Origin of the sequence: Methylotenera sp. N17, from assembly GCF_000799155.1 — a bacterium.
In the GTDB taxonomy this organism is placed as follows: Bacteria; Pseudomonadota; Gammaproteobacteria; order Burkholderiales; family Methylophilaceae; genus Methylophilus.
The window spans coordinates 2,411,087-2,436,341 of record NZ_JUGE01000001.1 but is presented as its reverse complement, the minus strand read 5'-3'; the positions used below and the strand labels follow the sequence as shown (position 1 = coordinate 2,436,341).

Annotated in this window: 21 protein-coding genes and 1 tRNA gene; 13 read left to right on the top strand and 9 right to left on the bottom strand. The window is 46.4% G+C overall.

Annotated elements, in window-relative coordinates; translation table 11 throughout:
• Nucleotides 1-5 precede the first annotated feature (5 nt).
• From FG11_RS11615 to FG11_RS11600, 3 genes are all read right to left on the bottom strand, one after another.
• A complete protein-coding gene (locus FG11_RS11615; protein ID WP_051086422.1) occupies nt 6-290 on the bottom strand; it encodes a Txe/YoeB family addiction module toxin in 285 nt (94 codons plus the stop codon).
• Nucleotides 266-508: a type II toxin-antitoxin system Phd/YefM family antitoxin gene (locus FG11_RS11610; protein ID WP_020183263.1), complete on the bottom strand. Its 243-nt coding sequence runs from the start codon at nt 506-508 to the stop codon at nt 266-268. The genes FG11_RS11615 and FG11_RS11610 overlap by 25 nt, the downstream gene beginning before the upstream one ends.
• Before the next feature lie 531 nt (nt 509-1,039).
• On the bottom strand, nt 1,040-1,834 hold the full coding sequence (locus FG11_RS11600) for an SDR family oxidoreductase (protein ID WP_020183261.1): 795 nt from the start codon (nt 1,832-1,834) through the stop codon (nt 1,040-1,042).
• Nucleotides 1,835-1,946: 112 nt separating this feature from the next.
• Between FG11_RS11600 and FG11_RS11595 the strand changes: the two genes are divergently transcribed.
• Nucleotides 1,947-2,321: a DUF6394 family protein gene (locus FG11_RS11595; protein ID WP_020183260.1), complete on the top strand. Its 375-nt coding sequence runs from the start codon at nt 1,947-1,949 to the stop codon at nt 2,319-2,321.
• A 65-nt stretch (nt 2,322-2,386) separates the two neighbouring features.
• The gene (locus tag FG11_RS11590; RefSeq protein ID WP_047535222.1) at nt 2,387-4,048 is read left to right on the top strand and encodes a potassium channel family protein; all 1,662 of its coding nucleotides are present in this window, start codon (nt 2,387-2,389) and stop codon (nt 4,046-4,048) included.
• A 90-nt stretch (nt 4,049-4,138) separates the two neighbouring features.
• Here the strand turns inward: FG11_RS11590 and FG11_RS11585 are convergent, their stop codons facing one another.
• The 3 genes from FG11_RS11585 to argS all read right to left on the bottom strand — a co-directional run bounded on the left by FG11_RS11585 (nt 4,139) and on the right by argS (nt 7,157).
• Complete coding sequence (locus FG11_RS11585) at nt 4,139-4,783, bottom strand: thiol:disulfide interchange protein DsbA/DsbL (RefSeq protein ID WP_020183258.1); 645 nt, start codon at nt 4,781-4,783, stop codon at nt 4,139-4,141.
• A gap of 105 nt (nt 4,784-4,888) precedes the next feature.
• Nucleotides 4,889-5,488, bottom strand: coding sequence for an SPOR domain-containing protein (locus FG11_RS11580; protein WP_025225182.1), 600 nt, complete (start codon nt 5,486-5,488; stop codon nt 4,889-4,891).
• Between the two features lie 10 nt (nt 5,489-5,498).
• Complete coding sequence (argS, locus tag FG11_RS11575; protein ID WP_047535220.1) at nt 5,499-7,157, bottom strand: arginine--tRNA ligase; 1,659 nt, start codon at nt 7,155-7,157, stop codon at nt 5,499-5,501.
• Between the two features lie 129 nt (nt 7,158-7,286).
• On the opposite strand from argS, the gene FG11_RS11570 reads away from it, so the two are divergent.
• Both FG11_RS11570 and FG11_RS11565 read left to right on the top strand, forming a co-directional pair.
• Nucleotides 7,287-9,515 (top strand): primosomal protein N', encoded by a 2,229-nt coding sequence (locus FG11_RS11570; protein ID WP_047535218.1) that lies wholly within the window; start codon nt 7,287-7,289, stop codon nt 9,513-9,515.
• Between the two features lie 90 nt (nt 9,516-9,605).
• Nucleotides 9,606-9,679, top strand: a tRNA-Gly gene (locus FG11_RS11565).
• Nucleotides 9,680-9,712: 33 nt separating this feature from the next.
• Here the strand turns inward: FG11_RS11565 and FG11_RS11560 are convergent.
• A complete protein-coding gene (locus FG11_RS11560) occupies nt 9,713-10,096 on the bottom strand; it encodes a DUF192 domain-containing protein (protein ID WP_052185034.1) in 384 nt (127 codons plus the stop codon).
• A 379-nt stretch (nt 10,097-10,475) separates the two neighbouring features.
• Between FG11_RS11560 and FG11_RS11555 the strand changes: the two genes are divergently transcribed.
• From FG11_RS11555 to hemL, 4 genes are all read left to right on the top strand, one after another.
• A complete protein-coding gene (locus tag FG11_RS11555) occupies nt 10,476-11,249 on the top strand; it encodes a TetR/AcrR family transcriptional regulator (protein WP_020183253.1) in 774 nt (257 codons plus the stop codon).
• A 126-nt stretch (nt 11,250-11,375) separates the two neighbouring features.
• Nucleotides 11,376-12,239, top strand: coding sequence for a bifunctional hydroxymethylpyrimidine kinase/phosphomethylpyrimidine kinase (thiD, locus tag FG11_RS11550; RefSeq protein WP_025225179.1), 864 nt, complete (start codon nt 11,376-11,378; stop codon nt 12,237-12,239).
• Nucleotides 12,211-12,846, top strand: coding sequence for a thiamine phosphate synthase (gene thiE / locus FG11_RS11545; RefSeq protein ID WP_020183251.1), 636 nt, complete (start codon nt 12,211-12,213; stop codon nt 12,844-12,846). The genes thiD and thiE overlap by 29 nt, the downstream gene beginning before the upstream one ends.
• Before the next feature lie 11 nt (nt 12,847-12,857).
• Nucleotides 12,858-14,144: a glutamate-1-semialdehyde 2,1-aminomutase gene (gene hemL, locus FG11_RS11540; RefSeq protein WP_047535213.1), complete on the top strand. Its 1,287-nt coding sequence runs from the start codon at nt 12,858-12,860 to the stop codon at nt 14,142-14,144.
• Between the two features lie 10 nt (nt 14,145-14,154).
• Here the strand turns inward: hemL and FG11_RS11535 are convergent, their stop codons facing one another.
• A complete protein-coding gene (locus tag FG11_RS11535; RefSeq protein ID WP_152604067.1) occupies nt 14,155-14,454 on the bottom strand; it encodes a hypothetical protein in 300 nt (99 codons plus the stop codon).
• A 257-nt stretch (nt 14,455-14,711) separates the two neighbouring features.
• Between FG11_RS11535 and gltB the strand changes: the two genes are divergently transcribed.
• From gltB to hemE, 3 genes are all read left to right on the top strand, one after another.
• Entirely contained in the window at nt 14,712-19,328 is a 4,617-nt protein-coding gene (gene gltB, locus FG11_RS11530) for a glutamate synthase large subunit (RefSeq protein ID WP_088177932.1), read from the top strand.
• Between the two features lie 27 nt (nt 19,329-19,355).
• The gene (locus tag FG11_RS11525) at nt 19,356-20,783 is read left to right on the top strand and encodes a glutamate synthase subunit beta (RefSeq protein ID WP_025225175.1); all 1,428 of its coding nucleotides are present in this window, start codon (nt 19,356-19,358) and stop codon (nt 20,781-20,783) included.
• A gap of 91 nt (nt 20,784-20,874) precedes the next feature.
• On the top strand, nt 20,875-21,936 hold the full coding sequence (gene hemE, locus FG11_RS11520) for a uroporphyrinogen decarboxylase (protein ID WP_047535209.1): 1,062 nt from the start codon (nt 20,875-20,877) through the stop codon (nt 21,934-21,936).
• Nucleotides 21,937-21,991: 55 nt separating this feature from the next.
• Here hemE and FG11_RS11515 read toward each other — a convergent pair whose 3' ends face one another.
• On the bottom strand, nt 21,992-23,788 hold the full coding sequence (locus FG11_RS11515; protein WP_047535206.1) for an ABC transporter transmembrane domain-containing protein: 1,797 nt from the start codon (nt 23,786-23,788) through the stop codon (nt 21,992-21,994).
• A gap of 117 nt (nt 23,789-23,905) precedes the next feature.
• Here FG11_RS11515 and FG11_RS11510 point away from each other — a divergent pair, with 117 nt between their 5' ends.
• A complete protein-coding gene (locus FG11_RS11510) occupies nt 23,906-24,148 on the top strand; it encodes a DUF3820 family protein (RefSeq protein ID WP_020183244.1) in 243 nt (80 codons plus the stop codon).
• A 99-nt stretch (nt 24,149-24,247) separates the two neighbouring features.
• Nucleotides 24,248-25,180 carry a GGDEF domain-containing protein gene (locus FG11_RS11505; RefSeq protein WP_047535202.1) on the top strand — a complete coding sequence of 311 codons (933 nt, stop codon included), beginning with the start codon at nt 24,248-24,250 and terminating at the stop codon, nt 25,178-25,180.
• Nucleotides 25,181-25,255: the final 75 nt, after the last annotated feature.

Here is a 25,255-nt window from a genome sequence, read left to right as displayed (position 1 = left end):
TTGTTTTATTCGTAATGCGTCCACATACGCAATATTTTGACAGTGTGTATTTCAGAGAGCACCTGATACACTAGCCGATGTTGGATATTGATGCGTCGAGAATATGCGCCAGACAAATCACCTACTAATTTTTCATAAGGTGGTGGATTTTGAAAAGGGTTTTGCGCAATGATTTCCAACAAAATTTGCGCTTTGTCTTTTAAACCGGATTGCGCGAGCTTTTGTGCATCTTTTTGTGCTTGTTTAGTAAAAGCGAATGTCCAAGCTACCAATCGAGCACCTGACTGCATTCTTCTATGGGTTCGTCCATGCCTTGTTTAATAGACTCACGCATATTCGGAACGGATAACAAAAATAAAGTTTCTTGAATCGCAGACCAATCTTCGGCGGAGACCAATACCGCATTGTTGCGTTTGCCAGAGATGGTAATCGGCTGATGTGACGCAGCAGTCTCGTCCATTAATCGATAAAGATTAGAGCGTGCTTCGCTAGCAGTGAGAGTTTGCATGGTTGATTTCTCCAAAACAGAAAGTAATTGTACGTTAAAACGTACGTTATGCAAATGGGAATGGAAATTAAAGTTATAAATTACCCACAACAGTGTTGCGAGCACGTCCTACGAACTGGAATTTCCCTTCGGCTTCTAACCGCCGCTCTAGGTCTCGTGCCTCTTCTCGACTAGCTGTAGCAAGAAACAAAATATAGCATTCTTGTTTTAAGAATCGGCGTCGGTCGCTTTCCAGCTTGAGGTCATATCCATCCGCTTGAGAGAAGTAAAGATGCTTCGTGAGTATTGATCGCTTGCTAGTCACGCTATTAGGATCTGACCAATCACCACTTGTACAGAGAAGATATTTTTGCTTTGACTCTCCATGTTGAATGAGTCTTTTCCTCAGATTGGAACTAATGCCAACCTTCAATGCAATTCCATCTAGAGTATATATTTCATACAAACCCGGTCTCTTAGGAACCAGAGTGATGACGTCTGCAAATGTTACTCGTATGTACCGATCCATAACCCTATCTATTTACACTATACTCATAAAGCACGACTTTTATGCGGCGCGTGTTTAGTCAGTCTATCCCATAGTACAGGTGGAATAAGCCGTAGCAGCCTTGCCACCACGCCCATTTGCCATGGGATGACGGTAAAGCGCTTTTGCTGTTCCACGGCATCTACAAATTTCTTGGCAAACACGTCTACATCCATTAAAAACGGCATGGTGTAAGTATTAATATCGGTCATTGGCGTGCGGATATAGCCAGGGGCGATGGTGGTCACAGCAATATCGTGATGTTGCATCTCGGTGCGCAAACTTTCTAGGTAAGTGATTGCAGCGGCTTTGCTGGCGCTATAAGCACCGGCCCCAGGCAAGCCACGTATGCCGGCCACGCTGGCAACGCCCACCAATTGTGCTTGCGCGCCTGTTGCACGGGCTTGCTGCATAGCGGCAATAAACGGCTGAAAAGTATGCACCATGCCCATCACATTAATATCCATCACAGCTTGAAATGCGCTGATGTCTTCTGCGTATTCAGTCAGCGTACCTACGCTCACGCCAGCATTGGCAATCACAATATTGGGCGCACCGGCTTGCTGTATAAAATCTTGTGCGGCAGTACTTAAAGCAGCTGCATCGCGTACATCACATACATAAGGATAACACTTGGCTTGGTATTGTTTGGTCAACTGTTCCGTGAGTGATTGTAAGTGCTCACTACGTCTCGCAACTAACCCAATAGTCAATCCTGTGTACTGATAACGTTTAGCGTACTCGATAGCCAGCGCCTGACCAATGCCGCTGGAAGCGCCTGTGATAAATATTTTCTTCATGCCATCAGTATAAGGGATAGTGCGCGGTACATGGGTGAGTGTGTAAGTTGAATGGTTTGGGTTAGAATGTGGCAAACAGTCGCGCTGTCTCGATAAAAAGATTGGGGAGAATATGAATTTAGAGAAAGTCATTTTCGGGTTTTTTATTATCTTAGCAATGACGCTGAATTTTGGCTTTTTTGTGGGGGATATTGATAACCCTAACCACCATTTGCACTATGAGCTATACGTTGCCATTGTGGTGAATCTGATTGCCACCATTCTAAAATTTGGCGATAGAACACAGATTGGCGCGATTCATCTGGCCACAAGCTTGGTGGCGGATATTCAGTTGATTGCCGCCGCCATTATCTGGGCAGCAGCAGGTGATAGTGGTGCAAATCCGGAGGTCATCGTAGGTGTTGTATCGCTCTCAGGCGGTGCGTTTTTAGCCAATATCACTTCAGTGGTATTGCTCATTTATGAGACTGTTACGTTACGCCGTTAATGGTTGTGGCTTAGTCGGCGCGAGACGTGAATCTCAATAACATCATCTTCTTAATTTTAAGGCGCATGCGTGCGCCTTTATTGCTATTGGTGGTGAGCTACGCCATTGCGCTGATTGGCTTTGTGCTGATCCCCGGCGTGAACGAGGTGGGTAAAACCATTCATCTCACCTTCTTTCAAGCGTTCTACATTTTAAGTTATACCGCCACCACCATTGGCTTTGGGGAGATCCCCTATCCATTTACCAATGATCAGCGCATATGGATGACCTTCAGCATGTACCTGACAGTCGTGGCTTGGTTCTATGCCATTGGTACTATTATTTCTTTGTTTCAAGACCCAGCCTTAAAGCAAGCGATTACTGCGGCAAGTTTTAAGCGTGCAATCACCCATTTGCATGAGCCGTTTTATTTGATTTGTGGCTATGGAGAAACCGGCAGTGAGCTGGTGCGCGCTTTAGACAAAAACGAGTTGCGTGTAGTGGTGGTAGAAATTAACCAAGAACGCATCCATGAGCTGGGGATGACGGATTATCAATTCAATGTGCCTAATTTATGCGCAGATGCTAAAAATCCGGATGTGTTATTGTGCGCAGGACTAAATAATCCGATGTGTCAGGGCGTGGCTGCATTGACCGATGATGATCACGCCAACTTAGCGATTGCAGTCGCGGTGAAATTGATTAAGCCGGAATTGCGGATGCTGGCGCGTGTAGAAAACGATGTAGTGGCGGCCAATATGGCTTCATTTGGCACGGATCATATTATTAATCCCTATAAGATTTTTGGTGAGCACTTGGCGATGGAAGTGAATTCGCTAGGCACTTATTTATTGCACCAATGGCTGACCAGCGTGCCCGGCGACATTGTCAAAAATCCACCGGCGGTGCCTGTAGGTAATTGGATTGTGTGTGGTTACGGCCGCTTTGGTAAGGCGGTCGTCAAGAGTTTGCAACAAGAGAATCTGAATATCCGGATTATTGAGGCAGACCCCAAGGGCACCAATTGTGAAGCGTGTATTGTCGGCAGCGGCGTTGAAGCACATGTGCTGCAAGAGGCAGGCATAGAGGATGCCGTGGGCATTGTGGCCGGTACGGATAATGACATTAACAATTTATCGATTGTGATGACCGCTCTGGAAATCAATCCGAATTTGTTTGTGGTGATTCGTAAAAATCGCCGCCTAAACGAGCCGCTGTTTTCACATTTTAATGCGGACATTACCATGCAGCCCAGTGACATTATTGCGCATGCCTGTTTGTCTTATATGGTATCGCCCATGTTGGCCGCATTTTTAAACTTATCACGCATGCAAAGTAATAGTTGGGCCAATGCGGTAATTGCCCGATTGGTGATGGCGGTGGGAGAAAAAGCGCCCGATACTTGGGGTGTGCGTATATTGCCTACGCATGCCAGTGCTATTTGCCAGTTGCTAGAACAAGGCCACACCATTCGTTTGCAACACCTATTGTTAAACCCGGCCAATGGTACGGAGCACTTAGCGATTGTGCCGATTATGCTGGTACGTGGTGATGAAAAAATCTTGCTGCCGGATTTAAATATGGAAGTGCAGCCAGGTGACCGCTATTTGTGTTGTGGCGAGGACAGTGCAAAATCCACGCAGAATTTCTTGCTCAATGATATGCGTAATATGAGCTATTTGGTGACGGGCTTAGAGTTACCGGAAACTTACATTGGACGTTTATTATTAAGGCGAAAGCAGCATTAGCACTAGGATTGGCTAGGACTATCTCAGCGCAATAAAAAAGCCCGTGTATTCACGGGCTTTTTTATAATTCACACTTAAACTGGTGCGGCATTACTTTTTCTTTGCTGTAGCAGCGCGGTCTTTACGTACGTTATCAATAATAAAGTCGGCTGTTTTCAACGCTTCTTCATTGCCGCCACTCATGGTGCTAGAAGTAATGTACTTACCATCAATAATCAAGCTTGGTACACCTGTTGCGCCAGAGGCTCTGAACAGCTGCGCAGCACGGTTCAAGTTCGTGTTAATAGTAAAAGATTTAAACGCTTGCTCAACTTTTAAGCGATCTAAACCGCTGGCTTTGATTACCCACTCAATCGCTGCTTTTTCATCGGCAGGATTCAATACTTTTTGTTTGTGAATGGCATCAAATAACTGCGCATGCAATTTTTCTGAAACGCCTAGTGTTTCCATGGCGTAAAAAGCTTTGGCCATCGGCGCCCAACTTGCATTAGGTAAGCCTGGTACGCGTTTAAAATACACATCGGCAGGCAGTTTTTTAACCCATGCATTCAATGGCTTTTCCATTTGGTAGCAGTGGATGCAGCCATACCAGAAAATCTCCATCACTTCGATTTTGGCTGGTGTATCGGTTGGAATAATTTGGGCAACGGCATCAAATTGTTGGCCTGTTTGCGGCTCTTCTGCCATTACATGGGTGCTTAATAATAGTAGTAAGCTGGTGAGGAATGTTTTCATGGGTTTTCCTAAGGTATTTTCCTAAGATTAATAGTTAGATGAATAAATCGTCAATACAAATGGTTCATCAGAGTAACGTATCTTCGTTGAGTTTAGATGACAACCCTACTCTGTTTTTGTTTCCGTATGTACTTTGATAAGGTCTGCATTAAATCCGTTCAAAATTAAATCACCACGGATTTTATTGATTTGATCGACATCACTCAATGGCCCTACTCTTACGCGATGCCAAACACCCTTACTAGGAATTTCCGCAGTTTGTACTACCGCTTCAAACCCTTGCAGTGCCAGTTTTGCTTTCATATTGTCCGCGTCGTCTTCTTTTTCAAACGCGCCCACTTGCAAGAAATAACTATCGGATTTAATCGTCGTATTGTCTTTGACCTGCTGCTCAGTCACTTTGCTTTCGGTCTCAGGCAGGATAGTGTAAAAATCAAATTTATTGGGATCTTGTAACCCTTGGCCATCAGCAGCATTAGGCTTCACCGTTTCTTCAGATATCTTAGGCTTGGAAGATTTTTGTTGTTTGACTACCTGCTCACCCTTTTGCTCGGCAAATGGATTGCCATCGCCTTTTAGATATAAGGTGAGCGCAACTGATGCACCCACGCCTAACAATAAGCCAACCAATAAGCCAGAAAAGAAAGGGCTGCCTTTACTGCCACCGTTGCTTTTTTGTGGGCTTGGTTTGTAATCTCTACTCATGCTATTTCCTCTACATTTTTTCTGGTGCGGAAACACCTAATAAGGTTAACCCATTGCGCAATACTTGCTGGGTGGCCGCAATCAGTGCCATGCGTGCTAGTTTTGTCGGCACGTCATCCACTAAAAATTTGGTGTCATTGTAATAGCTGTGTAAGTCACTCGCCAGCTCTTTTAAGTAAGTGGCAATGCTGTGCGGTGATAGCTCTTGGCAGGCATTACTCACTACTTCTGGATATTCACTCAGTTTTTGCATCAGCGTAGTCTCGCTATTAGTGTCGAGTGGGCTTAAATCAGCATGTTGCAATGCGCTCACTTCACCGCCCCACTGTGCAAGCACGCTGCAAATACGGGCATGCGCATATTGAATGTAATACACCGGGTTGTCGTTGGTTTGTGCGCGCGCTAAATCAATATCAAACACTAATTGTGAGTCGGCACGGCGTGCTGCCAAAAAGTAACGCGTGGCATCGCAGCCTACTTCTTCAATCAAGTCGCGCAAGGTGACATAGCTGCCAGCACGCTTGGATAGTTTGACCTCTTCCCCGCCACGCATCACGGTGACCATTTGGTGCAGCACATAGTCTGGCCAAGCTTGTGGAATGCCCACATTTAAAGCTTGCAGGCCTGCGCGTACACGCGTAATGGTACTGTGATGGTCTGCGCCCTGCTCGTTGATCACACGTTTAAAGCCGCGGTTCCATTTATCTAAGTGGTAGGCCACATCCGGCACAAAATAGGTATAACCACCTTCTTTTTTGCGCATCACGCGGTCTTTGTCGTCGCCAAAATCGGTAGTACGTAGCCACAGCGCATCGTCTTGCTCGTACGTATGGCCACTCTGAATCAAAGCGCTGACGGCGTGCTCAACTTTACCCGTGGTGTACAAGGCGCTTTCTAATGAAAACACATCAAATTTGATTTGAAAGGCTTGTAAATCCATGTCTTGCTCGTGACGCAGGTACGCCACTGCAAATTTGCGTATACCATCTGTGTCCGTTAAATCGCCACTAGCAGTCACTTCCATGTCGTCGGCAACCACAGTGCTTTTTGCAACAAAAGCCTGTGCAATGTCCATGATATAGTCACCACGGTAGCCATCTGCCGGAAACTCCGTGCTGTCAGTGGCAACACCTTGTGCACGTGCCAACACTGATTTGGTTAAATTATCAATTTGCGCGCCGGCATCGTTGTAATAAAACTCACGTGTCACAGCCCAGCCATTGGCATCTAACAAGCGGCATAAACAATCGCCCACTGCTGCGCCACGGCCATGCCCAACATGCAGTGGGCCCGTTGGGTTGGCAGAGACAAACTCCACCTGCACTTTTTGGCCCAGCCCTGCGTTGCTTGTGCCAAATGCGGTGCCAGACTTTAAGATATCTACGACCACGGCCTGTTTGGAATTTGCGCTTAAAAAGAAGTTAATAAAACCAGCGCCGGCAATCTCTACCTTTGCAATGTACTCACTAGCAGGAAGCGCTTGAATAATGCGCTCGGCGATTGCGCGTGGGTTTTGGCGTAATGGTTTAGCCAATTGCATGGCCAAATTGCTGGCAAAATCGCCATGCTGACTGGATTTTGGGCGCTCGAGCGTGATGGTGAGATTGGCAGTGTCGTCGACAATAGATTTTGCTGCTTGACGTAATAAATCTGAGATAATTTGTTTCAAGATGGGTGATTTCGCTGTTTAATGACTATTTAAACAATATTTGGTGTAGAAAACGTTATTTTAACCTTAATTAAGTAGTGATTCACGCTATTTTCCATTTCCTATGATTAATCCTACTTGTCCGAACTCATGTCAGCACCACTAATCGAGCCCAACATTATAAGTGTTGCTTTGGATGTACCTTTAGACCGCACATTTGATTACCTGAATGCAGGCTTTCAGGTGCAGGTGGGGCAGCGGGTGGTGGTGCCATTTGCTGGCCGCCAATTGGTCGGTGTGGTACTGGCAATCCATCAACAAAGCGAAGTGCCGGTGGATAAGCTAAAAACCGTGATGCATGTGTTTGATGATATTGCACTAGATACGCAAACCTATCAGTTACTGAAATTTTGTGCAGCTTATTATCACTACCCGTTAGGTCAAATGCTGATTAGCGCATTGCCGCTGCGCTTGCGCCAAATCAAACCTGCGGTATCGCGTAAGACCTTTGTTTACAGCTACGCAAAGCCGATTCCACCGGAGCGCATTCAAAAGCGCCAAATTGTACTGCAGCGCATTGTGACTGCATTGACTGTACAGCATAGCTTGTCAGAGCAGCAGTTATCGGAGGTTGCGACAGGTTGGCGCAAGTGGGTGCAACCACTCATCGAAGAAGGATTTATTCAGGCGCAAGAAGTCATCGCTATTCGCCCTTCTGTGCCAAGTTCGCATCAGGCACCAACGCTCAATGCCGAACAGCAGCATGCGACTCAGGCGGTTTTAGCCGCGCCCAAACAATTTAAGCCATGGTTGCTATATGGCATTACCGGCTCCGGGAAAACCGAAGTTTATATTCAATTGTTAGCCAATATTCTGGCGGAAGAACATGCGCAAGCGCTGGTGCTGGTGCCAGAAATCAATTTAACACCACAGCTAGAAGCAAGATTTAGGAGTCGGTTAAGTCAATATCCGCTTGTGACGCTACACAGTAATTTGAGTGAGAGTGAGCGCTTACAAAATTGGCTGGCGGCAAAATCCGGTGCAGCCAAAATTGTGATTGGTACACGGCTAAGCGTGTTTACCCCCATGCCCCATTTAAAGCTGATGGTGATGGATGAAGAACACGATGGTTCATACAAGCAGCAAGAAGGCATGCGTTACCATGCACGCGATGTAGCGATGGTGCGCGCCAAGCAGTTGAATATTCCGATTGTATTGGGGAGTGCAACGCCCTCGTTAGAAACTTGGTATAACGCCACAACTTCCAATACCACCACGCAGCCAGAAAAGAAACAAAGTTATGGCTTGCTGACTTTAACGCAGCGCGCGGTTACACAGGCGCAGCTACCCAAGATTTTTTGCATAGATTCAGCAAAATCACCACTCGAGAATGGCTTGTCCCCCTTGCTGATAGAGGCCATGCGCAAGCGCTTAGCCAGGGGCGAACAAAGTTTACTGTTTATTAACCGGCGCGGGTATGCCCCGGTGCTACATTGTTCGGCTTGTTTATGGCATTCCAGTTGCACACGCTGCTCGGCCAAGCTGGTCGTCCATCTAAGTCAGCGCCGATTAAAGTGTCATCATTGTGGGCACGAGCAAAAGATTCCGTTGCAATGTCCAAGCTGTGGCAACGCAGATTTAAAACCCATTGGTCAAGCCACACAGCGTTTATCGCAAACGTTGGAATCACTTTTCCCCACCGCACGTATTGCGCGTGTAGACCGCGACAGCATGCGTAGCAAAGATGCCTTGACCACATTATTGAGCAAGGTACATGCAGGCGAGATTGATATCTTGGTGGGCACGCAGATGTTGGCAAAAGGGCATGATTTCCCTAATCTGACTTTGGTCGGCGTGATAGACACAGACACTGCGCTATACAGCCCTGATTTTAGAGCCAGTGAACGTTTATTTTCGCAGTTGATGCAAGTGTCTGGTCGCGCTGGCCGGGCTGCTGTGGCAGGAGAAGTGTTAATTCAGACAGCGTTTCCGCAGCATGATTTGTTCCATGCATTGCGTGCGCAAGATTATGCCGCTTATGCCAATACCTTGCTACAAGAGCGCATAGCCATGCAGTTACCGCCCAGCCGCTTTTTTGTGCTGCTGAAAGCCGAAGCCAGCGATTATCAGCAGGTACAGCAGTTTTTAAACAGTGCTGCCGCCTATGCAAGGCAACATGCCAACGAAGTGACGCTATATGATCCGGTTCGGCCGCAGATGGAGCGCTTAAAAGGCTTGGAGAGAGCCTATGTATTATTGCAGGCAGAAAAACGCCAAACCCTACAACGTTTGCTGCATGTGTGGGTACCACAATTACGCGCGCACCCGTTATCTTCTAAAATACGCTGGGCGCTGGATATCGATCCACTAGAGTTTTAAGCAAACGACGCTTGCTACTTAATTGTATAGATGACCGCTACAGCACCTCTAAAATACAGTAAAATAGCGTCCTGTAAAAAATCAATTTTTGCGGCTGTAGTTCAATGGTAGAACGCTAGCTTCCCAAGCTCGATACGCGGGTTCGATTCCCGTCAGCCGCTCCAAATTCTCCGATTGTGCTCAGCTGCTGAGTGATTTCAATCAGTCGTCGTCGGGTAAAAAATAAACGTTTGACCTATTTGCAAGTCCAAATTGATGGCTTGGCCCCCTCGCATTTTCATGGTGTGGGTGGCTTCTTTGCAATAAGTAAAACGCCAAGGTTGTAGCGCATGTACAATTTTAAGTACTTGGAATTGTTTGTTTAAAAAAATCAGATCAATGGCGTATTGCATACCGCAGGTGTGCGCGCTATTACAGGGGGAAAGTACTAGCGCTTCTCTATCGTTTAATGGCGGCCCAGATAAGAGCCCTTTGAGATTAGCAAAAAGTCCGCCGGTAATTCTGGCGTTGATATACACATTGCCTGCCCGGATGTACGCAATGGTAACTTCATCTAAAGAAGGCGTTTTCGAGCTAGACATCTATTGTCCTTGATCTAAATGGTTGTTTGCTAAAGTGTGGAGATTTTTGTAAACAAGTAAGCTATTTGCAGGCGCAAATGTTTTGGTTGAACTGGGCTAACCATTAGCCCGTGTATATGCTGATAGGTGCATTACTGTATGAGATGTCATTACTTTATTCAAAATCACTCCCTCAAGTGGAAATTTCTTCAATAAATCAATAGCTGGTATGTGCAAATTAATCATCAAAAGCTAATCGGTCTTAGTGCCGTTATCTGCATTAAAATGTAAACTATTGTTAATAGCTTAAAAATAGCGCCATTATTATACATGTGTATATATTAGCACAGCTATTTATACAATTGTATATTTTTGTTAAATTCTTCAGGTTGATTTGGTCATGGAAAAAAGATCTCGCAAGCGGCAAGTAGATGAAAAGCGGTTAGAAGAAATCACTTTGATCGCCGAGGAAATCGTCGCCAAAAAAGGGATTAATGGCTTAACGCTGCAAGAAGTCATTAGTCAAAGCAGTGTTTCCAGAGGGACGTTTTATAAACAGTTTCCCTCTAAAGAAACGCTCATTACTTATTTAGGCATCAAAGGGCTTAACTATTGGTCCGGTCTGATGGAATTGGCAAAAGGCTATGATGCCCTTTCTAGGGAGCGCCTATTGGTGCTGTACGCAACACATGTGTTGTGTCACCGACTCAAACCTATTAATTATCAATGTATCTTTATTGCAAATTCCGAAGTGAACAGGTTGGCAGTCAGTCCGGAACTGAATGGTATTTTAGACGACAGGATTAATCACCTGATTGCATTTATTGCAGAATGTATTACGCAGGCGGTTGCCGAAAATAACTTAACTGTTCCGAATAGTTTATCGATTCCAGAATTAGCCTTTTTTATTTGGGCGAATCGCTATGGTGCAACCGTGGCTTCGTACAATTTTCAAATGGAACATGGCGATGACGATTTAACGCAAAAATATAAGCGCTACACCAATTATTGTTTAGACAATATGCAGTGGAAACCACTTTCGCAAGAAATTAACTACGAGCGTGTGTTGAATCACATTTTTACTGCTTTTTACAAGCAAGAGCGTAATCTAGCAAAAAAAATGCATACCACAATTCAGCCTTTTTCAATTACCGAGCAGGTGTTCGATATTTAGCCAATATACGCAGCGCGTTAACATTAGAGTCAATTGCATTTATGTAGGATAATAAGCACTTTGTAGCAATTGCTACTTGGTCTATTGCGATACATTTTTTAATTTTACGCTTCGTTAGAGAGCATTATGGCACCTACCCCTCCCACCGTTATGACGTTTGCCGCCACAGATCCTAGTAGTGGTGCAGGCATGCAAGCCGATGTATTGGCGTTGGCCAGTATAGGCTGCCATCCGTTGTCAGTCATCACAGGCATTACTGTACAAGATACTGTGGGCGTGGAAAGTGTCATGCCTTTGGATGCAGATTGGATCAATGATCAAGCCCGCACCATCTTGGAAGATGTGCAGGTGGCTGCTTTTAAATTGGGTTTGCTCGGCAGTGTAGAAAATGTAGCGGTGATTGCGGAAATTGTGGCGGATTATCCTGATATTCCATTGTTGATAGATCCGATTTTGACCTCTGGCCGTGGCGATGAGTTGAGTAATGAGGAAATGCAGGCCGCCATGTGCGAGCTATTGTTCCCGCAAGCCACCCTGATTACGCCCAATAGTTTAGAAGCGCGCCGGCTGGCCTATTACGATGAAGGCGAAGAGGTCAAACATACTACTTTGGATGAATCTGCGCAGCGTTTGCTGGAAATGGGTTGCGAGTACGTGCTCATTACCGGTACACATGAGCGCTCGACTGATGTGGTGAACTCGCTGTATGGCATGCAAATGTCTGGCGTCAATGGCTTGATTAAAGCCTACCATTGGGAGCGTCTGGCTGGTAGCTATCATGGTTCCGGCTGCACGTTGACCAGTGCCATTGCTGCCTGTTTGGCGCATGGTTTGACCATGGAAGAAGCGGTGCAGGAAGCGCAAGAATACACATGGCAAACGCTCAAACACGCATTCCGCCCAGGCATGGGGCAATTTATCCCAGATAGATTCTTCTGGGCGCGTGAAGATGACAATCCAAATGACAAAGCCATCTCGCTACAACATTAAAGGTTTATACGCAGTCACGCCGGATATCTTGGAAGTAGAGCTGCTGTGTGAGAAAGTGCGTTTAACACTGGAAGGTGGCGCTTCACTTGTGCAGTATCGAAACAAGTTTGCAGACAAGCAGTTACTGTTACGTCAGGCGACTGCGCTGTTGGCGCTATGCCGCAGCTTCGGTGTGCCACTCATTATTAACGACCATCTGGATTTGTGTGCGCAAATTGATGCGGATGGTTTGCATGTGGGCGCTTCAGATTGTGACTTAAGCGCAGCGCGTCGCTTGCTGGGCCCGCATAAAATCATTGGTGCATCTTGCTATAACTGGTTAGATCTAGCCATTCAGGCAGAAGCTGCTGGTGCGTCTTATGTAGCGTTCGGCGCGTGCTTTGCTTCCGAAACCAAACCGAATGCCGTACATGCGCCGCTGAGCTTGTTTGCAGAGGCTAAGCAAAAGGTAAAGTTACCGCTGGTGGGCATAGGCGGCATTCATATCGACAATGCTCATCAAGTCATTGATGCCGGCGCAGATGCGCTTGCAGTGATTACGGATATTTTTTATGACGACGATATTCGTCACATAACCCAACGTTACACCCAATTATTTCACGCTTAACATTTTCTACTATGACAACCACTAACCAAACCCTGTTTGAAAAATCTCAACAACTTATTCCCGGTGGCGTGAATTCACCAGTGCGTGCATTTCGCTCGGTAGGCGGCACACCGGTATTCTTTAAAAAAGGGTTGGGTTCCAAGCTGTGGGATGTCGATGGTAAAGAATACATTGATTACATCAACTCTTGGGGCCCGATGATTTTAGGGCATGCGCACCCCGAGGTGGTGGCAGCAGTACAGGCGGCGGCGGCCAATAGTTTATCGTTTGGCGCACCGACTGGCTTAGAGTTGGAAATGGCAGAGCTGATTAATAAGCTTGTGCCTAGCATGGAGCAAGTGCGTTTGAATAGCAGCGGCACCGAGGCAACCATGAGTGCGATTCGCACAGCGCGTGGTTTTACCGGGCGCGATAAAATCATTAAGTTTGAGGGTTGCTATCATGGGCATTCTGATGGCTTACTGGTAAAAGCGGGCTCTGGTTTGCTGACATTTGGTGAGCCGGATTCTGGCGGTGTGCCTGCAAGTGTGGCTGCACATACGCTCACGTTGGAATACAACAATACGCAGCAATTAGAAGATATATTCAAACAAATGGGTGATGAAATTGCCTGCGTGATTATTGAGCCAGTGGTCGGCAACATGAACCTAATCGTGCCGCACATGGAATTCCTGACTACATTGCGCGAACTATGTACCAAACACGGCGCGGTGTTGATATTTGATGAGGTGATGACAGGCTTCCGTGTCGCTTTAGGCGGTGCGCAGGCGCTTTATAACATTCAGCCGGACATGACAACGCTGGGCAAAGTCATTGGCGGTGGCTTACCAGTTGGCGCTTTTGGAGGACGCAAAGACATCATGCAATGCCTAGCGCCAGTAGGTAAAGTGTATCAAGCTGGTACGTTATCCGGTAATCCTGTCGCAGTCTCTGCCGGATTGACCACGCTTAAACTCGTGCAAGTTGCTGGATTTTACGACAAACTCACTGCGCAAACCAAAAAATTGATGGATGGTTTGATGCAAGCTGCTCAGCATGCAGGCGTGACTTTTTCTGCGCAGAGTGTAGGCGGTATGTTTGGCCTGTACTTTAGCCAGACTTGCCCAAGTAGCTATGCGGAAATTATGCGCGACAACAACAAGGCGCACTTTAACCAGTTTTTCCACAGCATGCTGGATAGCGGTGTCTATTTAGGGCCTTCTGCGTTCGAGGCAGGTTTTGTATCAGCCGCACATACCGATGCAGACATCACATGCACCATCGAAGCTGCTGCTAAGGCTTTTGCATCACTGCGTTAATCTGCCGAAATCAATGGACTAGCTGAGGTGTCACGGTGCGCTGCATCTCATTGAGATCAGGCTCTTCCCTGCGCTCTACTTGTGTCGTTCTTGCTTGTCTTGGATGTTGGTAGACCGCATCTAGGCGCAAGCTGGCCTTCATCATGATGTTGGCGATGCTCTGAATGCTGCTCGGACTGAGTCTGATTGAAATGGAGCCCAGCTCCAGTTCGACCACTTCGCAATTGGGGCAATAGTACAATCTCACGCCCAGACTATCGGCCAAAATGATTTTTTCGCAAGCAGCATTATCAGGGGTTTGGTTCATCATCCACTCCTAAAAAGTGATTAAGATTAAATGCACTGTTTGCAAATGATAATCATTCTCATTTGAAGAGTCAACAAAATACGTACATTGGCGTATAAAAAACTTGGCTACTATCACTATAATCATGCTTAAATGATTGAACTTGCACATGTTTAACGGTATTATTGAAGGTTCCGCTAAATGTTTTGTAATTGAATTATTAGGCAAAGAATATGCAAGCCGTAAACACACCCGAAACCCTAGAGCAGACTCAAGCAACCATGCAGGCCCACACTGGATTGGCGCCAAAATCGCAAGGTTTGTACGATCGTCGCAATGAAAAAGATAGCTGTGGCGTTGGATTTGTAGCGCACATCAAAGGTAAGAAAAGCCACGATATCGTCGCAAAAGGCTTAGAGCTCTTAACCAATCTTACCCACCGTGGTGCCACTGGCTACGATCCTAAATTGGGGGATGGTGCTGGTCTTTTAATGCAAATGCCAGATGCGTTTATGCGTAAAGAGGCGGCTAAGCTGAGCATCGAATTGCCAGAAGTCGGCCAATATGCGGTTGGTAACTTGTTCCTACCACAAGATCAGAAAAATCGTGCGCAATGTGAAGCAATCATCGCTAAGATCATTGCAGAAGAAAATCAAACGTTATTAGGCTGGCGTGATGTACCGGTCGACAATGGCAATATTGCGGATGCAGCGCGTGAAGTAGAGCCATGTATGCGTCAAGTGATCGTGGCAAGTGCAGCCAAAGACAACAACGTTTTTGAACGTAAATGTTTTGTGATTCGCAAACGTATTGAGCATGCAGTGCGCGCACTCAACTTGCAGGACAAAGCACAGTTCTATGTACCTTCATTTTCGTCACGTACCATCGTCTACAAAGGCATGCTGTTGGCAAATGAAGTAGGCGTGTACTACAAAGACTTAGTAGACGAAACAGTCGTTTCAGCACTTGCCTTAGTGCATCAACGTTTCTCAACCAATACCTTCCCGGCTTGGGATCTAGCCCACCCTTTCCGCATGATTGCCCATAATGGCGAAATCAATACCGTGCAAGGCAATGTCAACTGGATGGCTGCGCGTCATGAGACGATGAAATCCACAGTGATTGGCGAAGATTTAGATAAATTATGGCCACTGATTGCAGACGGCCAATCTGACTCAGCTTGTTTTGATAACTGTTTAGAGTTGTTGGTGGCTGGTGGTTACAGCTTGCCACATGCCATGATGATGTTGATTCCAGAGGCTTGGAATAACAATGCACTGATGGATGAAGATAGACGTGCATTCTACGAATATCACGCAGCGTTAATGGAGCCATGGGATGGCCCGGCAGCAGTAGCGTTTACCGATGGCAAGATGATTGGTGCAACTTTAGACCGCAATGGCTTGCGCCCTGCCCGTTATTTGGTGACGGAAGATGACATCGTGATGATGGCTTCTGAAATGGGTGTGATTACTTTCCCACAAGAGAAAATTATCAAAAAATGGCGTCTGCAACCAGGCAAAATGTTGCTGATTGACATGGAGCAAGGCCGCATCATTGACGACAATGAGGCGAAAAAACAGTTAGCCAATGCTAAGCCATATCGTCAATGGATTGAGCAGTCACGCTACCATTTGAGCGATTTGCCAAAAATCGAAGTGAACTTAACACTGAACGAAACGCTGCTAGATACGCAGCAAGCATTTGGCTTTACACAAGAAGATATTAAGTTTGTATTGCAGCCTATGGTGGCTAACGGTGAAGAAGGTGCCGGCTCGATGGGTAACGATGCTGCCCTGCCCGTGCTGTCTAACAAGCCCAAACAAATTTATAACTATTTCAAACAGTTATTTGCGCAAGTGACCAACCCACCGATTGACCCGATCCGTGAAGAATTGGTAATGTCTTTGGTCACGTTTATTGGCCCTAAACCTAATTTATTGAGCGTGGATGAAACCAATCCGCCGTTGCGTTTGGAAGCTAGCCAGCCCGTATTGATGCTAGAAGAGTTGGAGCAATTGAAAAATATTGAGTCTTCTACCAAAGGCCAATATAAATCATTGGTGTTAGATATTACGTACGATGCTGCTTTAGGTAAAGCCGGCATGGCGAATGCCATTAAAGCGCTACATGAGCAAGCAGTGAAAGCGGTGCATGCCGGCATCAACGTGTTGATTTTGTCTGATCGCGCTATCGCAAAAAATCGTGTTGCTATCCCTGCACTGCTTGCATGTTCTGCGACACACGAGCACTTGGTCAAAGAAGGCTTGCGCACCAGTACAGGATTGGTGATTGATACGGGTTCCGCACGTGAGGTGCATCACTTTGCATTGCTCGCTGGCTATGGTGCAGAAGCCGTTTGCCCATGGCTAACGTTTGAAACCATCAAGCACTTAAGTGATGATGCTTATAAAGCACAGAAAAACTTTGTAAAAGCGATTGGCAAGGGCTTGTATAAAGTCATGTCCAAAATGGGTATTTCAACTTACCAATCTTACTGTGGTGCGCAAATTTTTGAAGCGATTGGCTTGAACACTGCGTTTGTGAATGAATACTTCACTGGAACGGCCACCCAAATCGAAGGGATTGGTATTGAGCAAGTGGCTGAAGAAGCGTTGCGCTTACACAACTCAGCATTTGGTAATGACCCCGTGCTTGCCAATGCATTGGATGCTGGTGGTGAATATGCTTTCCGTGTACGCGGTGAAGAGCATATGTGGACACCGGAGTCTATTTCTAAACTGCAAAATGCAACACGTACCGGCAAATACGACACTTATAAAGAATACGCAAAACTGATTAACGACCAAACACGTCGTCATATGACATTGCGTGGCTTATTTGAAATCAAACCATTAGGCACTGCAATTCCATTAGAGCAAGTAGAGTCTGCTAAAGAAATCGTGAAACGTTTTGCAACCGGTGCGATGTCATTAGGTTCCATTTCTACAGAAGCACATGCTACCTTGGCGATTGCCATGAACCGTATTGGTGGTAAATCCAATACAGGTGAAGGTGGTGAAGATGCGAAACGCTTTATTCCAGTTGCGAATGCAACGACCATGGCGCAAGTTATTGGCGAGGACTTAGTTGAATCCAATATTCCGCTCAAAGCCGGCGATTCTATGCGCTCACGCATCAAACAAGTGGCGTCTGGCCGGTTTGGCGTGACAGCGAATTACTTGGCTTCTGCCGATCAAATTCAAATCAAGATGGCACAGGGTGCAAAACCAGGCGAAGGTGGTCAATTACCAGGCCATAAAGTATCACCTTATATTGCACAATTGCGATTCAGCGTGCCGGGTGTTGGTTTAATTTCACCACCACCACACCATGATATTTACTCTATTGAAGATTTAGCGCAATTGATTCACGACTTAAAAAACGCGAATCCAAAAGCGTCTATTTCTGTGAAACTAGTATCAGAAACAGGTATTGGTACTGTGGCTGCAGGTGTGGCCAAAGCCAAGTCAGACCACATCGTGGTTGCGGGTCATGACGGTGGTACGGGTGCATCACCAATTTCATCGATTAAGCATGCAGGTACGCCTTGGGAATTAGGCTTAGCCGAAACCCAACAAACGTTGGTGCTCAACCAATTGCGCGGCCGTGTAGTCGTGCAGGTGGATGGTCAAATGAAAACAGGCCGCGATGTATTGATAGGCGCATTGCTAGGGGCAGATGAGTTTGGCTTTGCCACAGCACCGTTGGTGGTGGAGGGCTGTATCATGATGCGTAAGTGTCACCTCAACACTTGCCCAGTTGGCGTAGCGACACAAGACCCTGAATTACGTAAGAAATTTACTGGCCAACCAGAACACGTGGTGAACTACTTCTTCTTTGTGGCTGAAGAGTTGCGCGAGCTAATGGCCAGCATGGGTGTTGCGAAATTTGATGACTTGATTGGCCGTGCAGATTTGCTGGACATGAAGGCTGGTATCGAACATTGGAAAATTAATGGTTTGGATTTCAGCAAAGTGTTCCACTTACCAGCGATGCCAGCGAGCGTTTCACGCAAAAATAACGATGTGCAAGACCATGGCTTGGTGAATGCGTTGGATAACAAGCTGATTGCCTTGGCAAAACCGGCGTTAGAAAAAGGTGAGCAAGTGAATATTGATATTGCTATCACCAACACGAATCGTACCGTCGGCACCATGTTGTCTAACCAAATTGCCAGCCGCTATGGCGCGCAAGGGTTACCAAATGGCACCATCCATGTGAAATTTACTGGTACGTCTGGCCAAAGTTTTGCAGCCTTTTTGGCCAAAGGCATTACGTTTGAATTGACCGGTGAAGGTAATGACTACGTAGGTAAAGGCTTGTGTGGTGGCCGTATCATCATCAAACCGCCAGTGACTTTCCGTGGTATCTCGCATGAGAACATTATTGTAGGCAATACCGTGATGTACGGTGCAACCACAGGTGAAAGTTATCTCAGCGGTGTAGCTGGCGAACGTTTCTGTGTACGTAACTCAGGTGCTTCTGCCGTGGTAGAAGGCGTGGGCAATCACGGTTGTGAATACATGACAGGCGGTACCGTGGTGGTGCTTGGCTTAACAGGTCAAAACTTTGCTGCGGGCATGAGTGGTGGCGTAGCTTATGTGTATGACGAAGACGGTATGTTTGCGCAACGTTGCAATATGAGCATGGTGACACTTGAGAAAGTAGAAGCCGCCGATGCAGATGTAGGTAAGGTGCAGCATTTGGGTCAGCCAGATGAAGTAACGCTAAAAAGTTTGATTGAAAACCATGCACAGTTAACAGGCAGTACACGTGCAAAAGCGTTATTGGCAGATTGGACTAATGCGAGAACAAAATTTGTAAAAGTCATGCCTAATGAGTACAAGCGCGCCTTGACAGAACTTGCAGCAGCCACTGCAAAACAAGCAGCCTAATAACGTATTGATTGAGAAAATAAAGATATGGGTAAAGTAACTGGTTTTATGGAGTTCGAGCGTCTGTCTGAGGCAAATTTGCCAGTACAGGATCGCGTTAAAAACTATAAAGAGTTTGTATTACATCTCACCGACGACCAAGCCAAGCAACAAGGTGCACGTTGCATGGATTGTGGTATTCCATTCTGTACTACTGGCTGTCCAATCAACAATATCATTCCGGATTGGAATGATTTGGTATACAACCAAGATTGGCACAGTGCGATTGATGTATTGCATTCCACCAATAATTTCCCAGAGTTTACTGGACGTATTTGCCCAGCACCGTGTGAGGCAGCCTGTACGCTCAACATCAATAACGATGCCGTTGGCATTAAATCCATTGAGCATGCGATTATTGATAAAGCATGGGAAAACGATTGGGTCACACCACAAATCAACCCGACTAAAACCGGTAAAAAAATTGCAGTCGTGGGCTCAGGCCCCGCTGGTTTGGCTGCTGCACAGCAATTAGCACGCGCCGGTCATGCAGTGACTGTATTAGAAAAAAATGACCGTATTGGTGGCTTGTTACGCTACGGTATTCCTGACTTCAAAATGGAAAAATCCCATATTGATCGTCGTATGGCGCAAATGGAAGCCGAAGGTGTGACGTTTAAAGTCAATCAATACGTAGGTGAGAATGTCAACGCAGACGATGTGGTCAATCAATATGACGCTGTCATCTTGGCTGGTGGCGCGGAACACCCACGTGATTTGCCAGTGCCGGGTCGCGAATTAGATGGCGTACATTTTGCCATGGACTTTTTAACACCACAAAATAAAGTAGTCGCAGGCGATACGATCCCTGATCGCATCATGGCGACTAACAAACACGTGGTGGTGATTGGTGGCGGTGATACCGGTTCTGACTGTGTCGGTACTTCAAATCGTCATGGCGCATTGAGTATTAGCCAGTTTGAACTGATGCCACAACCGCCAGAAAAAGAAAACAAAGAGCTGGTATGGCCAAACTGGCCATTAAAGCTACGTACTTCTAGCTCACATGAGGAAGGTGCAAACCGTGATTGGTCTGTCACCACCAAAGAGCTGATTGGCGAGAACGGCAAAGTGGTCGGCTTAAAAGCGGCACGCGTGGAATGGAAAGACGGCAAAATGGCTGAAGTACCTGGCTCTGAATTTATCATGAAAGCAGATTTGGTATTGTTGGCCATGGGTTTTGTTTCCCCCTTACAAAAGGTATTGGATGCCTTTGGTGTGGAAAAAGATAACCGTGGCAATGCCAAAGCGGCTACTGAGGGTGACAGCAGCTACAAGACTTCTAAAGCCAAAGTATTTGCGGCTGGAGATATGCGTCGCGGTCAATCATTAGTGGTATGGGCTATCCGTGAAGGTCGTCAAGCAGCACGTGCTGTGGATGAGTTTTTAATGGGCGCTTCTGCATTGCCTAGATAATGCATAGCAAGATAAGTTAGATTGATATTCATCAGTGTTTGATAATTGAATTGGGGATACGATGTATCCCCAAGTTTTTTGAGCATAAGCAATGACCACATTACAAAACGATACTTTTTTAAAAGCGCTGATGCGCCAACCCACTACATACACGCCAGTATGGATGATGCGTCAAGCGGGGCGTTATTTACCAGAGTATCGTGAAAGCCGCAAAACAGCTGGTAGTTTTATGCAGTTATGTCAAAGCCCTAGCTTTGCTACAGAAGTGACCTTACAGCCACTAGACCGCTACCCATTAGATGCCGCCATTCTGTTTTCGGATATTTTAACGGTGCCAGATGCCATGGGTTTGGGGCTATATTTCACCGAAGGTGAAGGCCCTAAGTTTGAGCGCAGTGCCAGTGATGAAGCTTCTATCCGCGCACTAGAAGTGCCAGACATGGCCAAGCTGCAGTATGTGTTTGATGCAGTCAGCAGCATCCGAAAAGCCTTGAATGGGCGCGTACCACTGATTGGTTTTTCTGGTAGCCCATGGACGCTTGCCACCTATATGGTGGAAGGAAAAGGTGGTACAGACTTCTTAAACACTAAAAAGCTGATGTATGCGCGTCCGGAATTGCTGCATCATATATTAGAGGTGAATGCGCAAACCATTATTCAATATCTCAATGCGCAAATTGCTGCAGGTGCACAAGCGGTCATGATCTTTGATTCATGGGGTGGCGCACTATCGCACAATGCCTATGTTGAGTTCTCACTCAATTATATGCAAAAAATCGTGGCGGGTTTAACCAAAACGGCAGATGGGAAAACAGTGCCTAGCATTGTATTTACCAAGGGCGGTGCGCTGTGGCTAGAAGCACAAGCTGCCATTGGTGCAGATGCTTTAGGCTTAGATTGGGTAGTGGATATTGGTCAAGCACGTCAGCGTGTGGGTAACAAAGTGGGGCTACAAGGCAATATGGACCCAGCCATTTTGTTAAGTACACCAGAAGCGATTGAGAAAGAAGTGGCAAGTATTTTAGCCAGTTACGGCCATGGCCATGGCCATGTATTTAACTTGGGTCATGGCATTACACAATGGACGCCACCAGAAAATGCTGCAGCGTTTATTGCCGCTGTTCACAAGCACAGTAAGCAGTACCACGTTTAATTCATGACACTCGGGCCACTACTTTGCAGGGGCTGGCGTCGTCAATTTTGACAGTCTAACTTGCATCAAACTGTAGATTAGCCAGCTTGGCGTACAGTCCAGACTGCAGTCGTAACTGTTCTGGGCTGCCCATTTCCACAATTTCCCCTTGCTCCATCACAATGATGCGATCTGCTTTTTGCACGGTGGCTAAACGATGGGCAATGATCAAGGTGGTGCGGCCTTGCATAGCGGCGTTCAAGCCTTGTTGCACCAAAATTTCGGATTCTGCATCCAATGCACTGGTGGCTTCGTCTAGCAATAAGATGGGGGCATCTTTTAAAATGGCGCGCGCAATGGCAATGCGCTGGCGCTGACCTCCAGACAAGCGGGTGCCGCGCTCGCCTAAAAAGGTTTGGTAACCTTCAGGTAGTTGAGTCACAAACTGTGCGACTTGTGCTGCTTCTGCGGCGGCCATCACTTCAGTATCAGTCGCATTTTGACGTCCATAGCGAATATTCTCTAATACGTTGGCTGAAAAGATGACGGGATCTTGCGGCACAATCGCCATCATGCCGCGTAAGTCTTGCAGTGAAAGCTGGCGAATATCTTGACCATTGATCTGAATGCTGCCAGAAATGACATCGTAAAAACGCAATAACAGTTGAAACATGGTGGTTTTACCCGCACCAGAAGGCCCGACTAAGGCAATTGTCTCTCCCGCTTTAATTTCTAGGTTGATTTGCTTAAGTGCCGGGCTTAATGGTCTGGATGGATAGTAAAAATGCACCTCTTGAAAGGAAATCGACGCCTGTAGGTGATTTGCCAAAGCAAGCTGATTTTCAGATGCCTGGATGGGGGATGTGGTGTGTAATAACTCCAACAGGCGTTCCGTTGCCCCCGCCGCACGCATGATATCACCCCATACTTCGGCCATGGTGCTCACACTACCCGCTACCATTGCTGCGTAAAGTACAAAAGAAGCGAGTTCACCGCCCGTCATCACCCCTTGGCTGACTTGGCGTGCGCCTAGCCACAATACAAAGATAATGGTGCCCATGACCGCAGTGATAATGATGGCGGTCAGTAAGGCGCGCACGCGTACTCTGCGGATAGCAGTCTTGAAGCTGAGCTCGGCAGAGGCGGTAAAGCGTTTAATCTCGCGCTGCTCTTGGGTATACGATTGCACGGTGGGCATGGCATTTAAAATCTCACCCGCCATGGCAGAGCTATCCGCGATACGATCTTGCGATTCACGCGAGAGCTTTTTTACAGAGCGGCCTATCATCATGATTGGTAGAATCAGACAGATCATCAGCCCGATATTGATGGAGAACAGGTAAAAGCTAGTGACGGCCAGCATGATCATGCCGCCAATAAATTGGAATAAGCTGCGTAAGCCCATGGATGCGGAGCTACCCACCACCGTTTGAATCAGTGTGGTATCGCCGGTGAGGCGTGACAGCACCTCGCCCGTTTGTAATGTCTCAAAAAATTGTGGCGATTGGTGCATCACACGCCCGTAGACCGCGCTACGTAAGTCAACGGTGACGCGCTCGCCAATCCACGAGACTGTGAAATAACGCGAGGCGACCATCAACGCCCAGAAAGCAGCCAAGCCAAAGAGTACGCCAAACTGTGTGTTAAGGTTGACATGACTGGCTAGGTTAGCGGTTTTTGCACTGCCAAAACCCACGTCAATCAAATCGCGAAACGCCAATGGCACCAATAGTAATGCGCCGGATGCTAAACACAGCAACACAAAGGCGATGCTGGCCTGCAGGCGATATGGTTTTAAAAAAGGCCATAAATCTTTAAGTGACGCGACGTTTTTGCTTTGAGTGCTACTTGCGGAGGAATTGGTTTCTGCCATTGTTGTCTTTTTCGTTCATCATGCCTATATATTGGAGACCATGATGCCACGATTAAAGTGCGTCAAGTGAATAAATAATTGCGTGGATTCACAGAACAATTGCTTTAACATAACCATATGCACGATGAAGATTTAGTAAAGTTGGTGACTTTTCCCATGCCATACGGCAAATACAAAGGGCGTTTACTGGCCGATTTACCCGGTCATTATTTAAATTGGTTTGCACGCGAGGGCTTTCCTAAAGGTGAGCTAGGGCGCTTATTACAATTGATGCAAGAAATTGACCATAATGGGTTAAGCGATTTACTCACACCACTCAGGCAAGAAAAATCTTCAGTGACAAACAAGCTACGCGAGTAATTTATTCGTGAATAATTAAATATATTGGTAACTCATGCCGTTAAAGATTTAAATATCCGTATAAAATATCGCTTAAGAATAAAGAATCACAAAGTCATCATGCAAAATCAACCGCAAAACCAAACCACCGATCAAGACGTCTATAAAACCTTGCTTGAGTCCACCAAAGCCATCCCTTGGCAAATCGATTGGCGCACTATGCAGTTCAGTTATATCGGCCCGCAAATTGAAAAACTACTGGGTTGGACTGTTGATAGTTGGGTCAGCGCGGAAGATTGGGTTGCCAGAATGCATCCGGAAGATCGCGAAATTGTGCCTGGTTATTGTATCGCGCAATCTAAGGCTGGCCATGATCACGAGGCCGACTATCGTGCCTTGACCAAAAGTGGTCACTATGTGTGGATTCGTGATGTGGTGCATGTGGTGCGTGATGAACAAGGTGAAGTGACCTCACTGATTGGTTTTATGTTTGATATTAGCGAACGCAAGAAATCCGAAGAGGAAATATTACGTCTGCAAAAAGAGCTGGAGCACCTTTCGTTTAAAGATGGGCTAACCGATTTGCCGAATCGCCGTATGTTTGATTCGGTGATTGAGCTGGAATGGCTGAATGCAAAACGGCATCGCCATCCCCTGTCATTAATTATTTTAGACATTGATTTCTTTAAGCAATACAACGATTGTTACGGCCACCTGCAAGGCGATACTTGCTTGAAGCAGGTGACACAAGTCTTGAGTCAGGCGGTGACACGTTCACGCGACTTGATTGCAAGATTTGGTGGCGAAGAGTTTGTGATTGTATTGCCAGAAACCGATGCGGTGGCGGCAAGAACGATCGCAGAACGCTGTCAGCATTTAATACAGCAGGCCAATATTCCACATCAGCAATCGCAAGTAGCCAATATCCTGACCATTAGCCAAGGCGTGAATACGATTATTCCATCTCAAAAAGATGACTTATTTGCGTTTATTGAAAAAACAGATCAGCAGTTGTATCAAGCCAAGCAAGCGGGCAGAAATACTATCTTTTAGGTTGATACACTTAGCTCAGTGTGTAAGCTAGACGCATCAGGGCTATTTGCCCACGTCATTCTGATGTCATATTCA

Coding starts and splice junctions, on each gene's coding strand:
- FG11_RS11615 (WP_051086422.1), bottom strand. CDS start 290: ATGCAGTCAGGTGCTCGATTGGTAGCTTGGACATTCGCTTTTACTAAA.
- thiD (WP_025225179.1), top strand. CDS start 11,376: ATGGCACCTACCCCTCCCACCGTTATGACGTTTGCCGCCACAGATCCT.
- FG11_RS11515 (WP_047535206.1), bottom strand. CDS start 23,788: ATGGCAGAAACCAATTCCTCCGCAAGTAGCACTCAAAGCAAAAACGTC.
- FG11_RS11580 (WP_025225182.1), bottom strand. CDS start 5,488: ATGAGTAGAGATTACAAACCAAGCCCACAAAAAAGCAACGGTGGCAGT.
- FG11_RS11570 (WP_047535218.1), top strand. CDS start 7,287: ATGTCAGCACCACTAATCGAGCCCAACATTATAAGTGTTGCTTTGGAT.
- thiE (WP_020183251.1), top strand. CDS start 12,211: ATGACAAAGCCATCTCGCTACAACATTAAAGGTTTATACGCAGTCACG.
- FG11_RS11600 (WP_020183261.1), bottom strand. CDS start 1,834: ATGAAGAAAATATTTATCACAGGCGCTTCCAGCGGCATTGGTCAGGCG.
- FG11_RS11505 (WP_047535202.1), top strand. CDS start 24,248: ATGCAAAATCAACCGCAAAACCAAACCACCGATCAAGACGTCTATAAA.
- FG11_RS11585 (WP_020183258.1), bottom strand. CDS start 4,783: ATGAAAACATTCCTCACCAGCTTACTACTATTATTAAGCACCCATGTA.
- FG11_RS11555 (WP_020183253.1), top strand. CDS start 10,476: ATGGAAAAAAGATCTCGCAAGCGGCAAGTAGATGAAAAGCGGTTAGAA.
- FG11_RS11535 (WP_152604067.1), bottom strand. CDS start 14,454: ATGATGAACCAAACCCCTGATAATGCTGCTTGCGAAAAAATCATTTTG.
- FG11_RS11590 (WP_047535222.1), top strand. CDS start 2,387: ATGCGTGCGCCTTTATTGCTATTGGTGGTGAGCTACGCCATTGCGCTG.
- FG11_RS11525 (WP_025225175.1), top strand. CDS start 19,356: ATGGGTAAAGTAACTGGTTTTATGGAGTTCGAGCGTCTGTCTGAGGCA.
- gltB (WP_088177932.1), top strand. CDS start 14,712: ATGCAGGCCCACACTGGATTGGCGCCAAAATCGCAAGGTTTGTACGAT.
- FG11_RS11610 (WP_020183263.1), bottom strand. CDS start 508: ATGCAAACTCTCACTGCTAGCGAAGCACGCTCTAATCTTTATCGATTA.
- FG11_RS11595 (WP_020183260.1), top strand. CDS start 1,947: ATGAATTTAGAGAAAGTCATTTTCGGGTTTTTTATTATCTTAGCAATG.
- hemL (WP_047535213.1), top strand. CDS start 12,858: ATGACAACCACTAACCAAACCCTGTTTGAAAAATCTCAACAACTTATT.
- hemE (WP_047535209.1), top strand. CDS start 20,875: ATGACCACATTACAAAACGATACTTTTTTAAAAGCGCTGATGCGCCAA.
- FG11_RS11510 (WP_020183244.1), top strand. CDS start 23,906: ATGCACGATGAAGATTTAGTAAAGTTGGTGACTTTTCCCATGCCATAC.
- FG11_RS11560 (WP_052185034.1), bottom strand. CDS start 10,096: ATGTCTAGCTCGAAAACGCCTTCTTTAGATGAAGTTACCATTGCGTAC.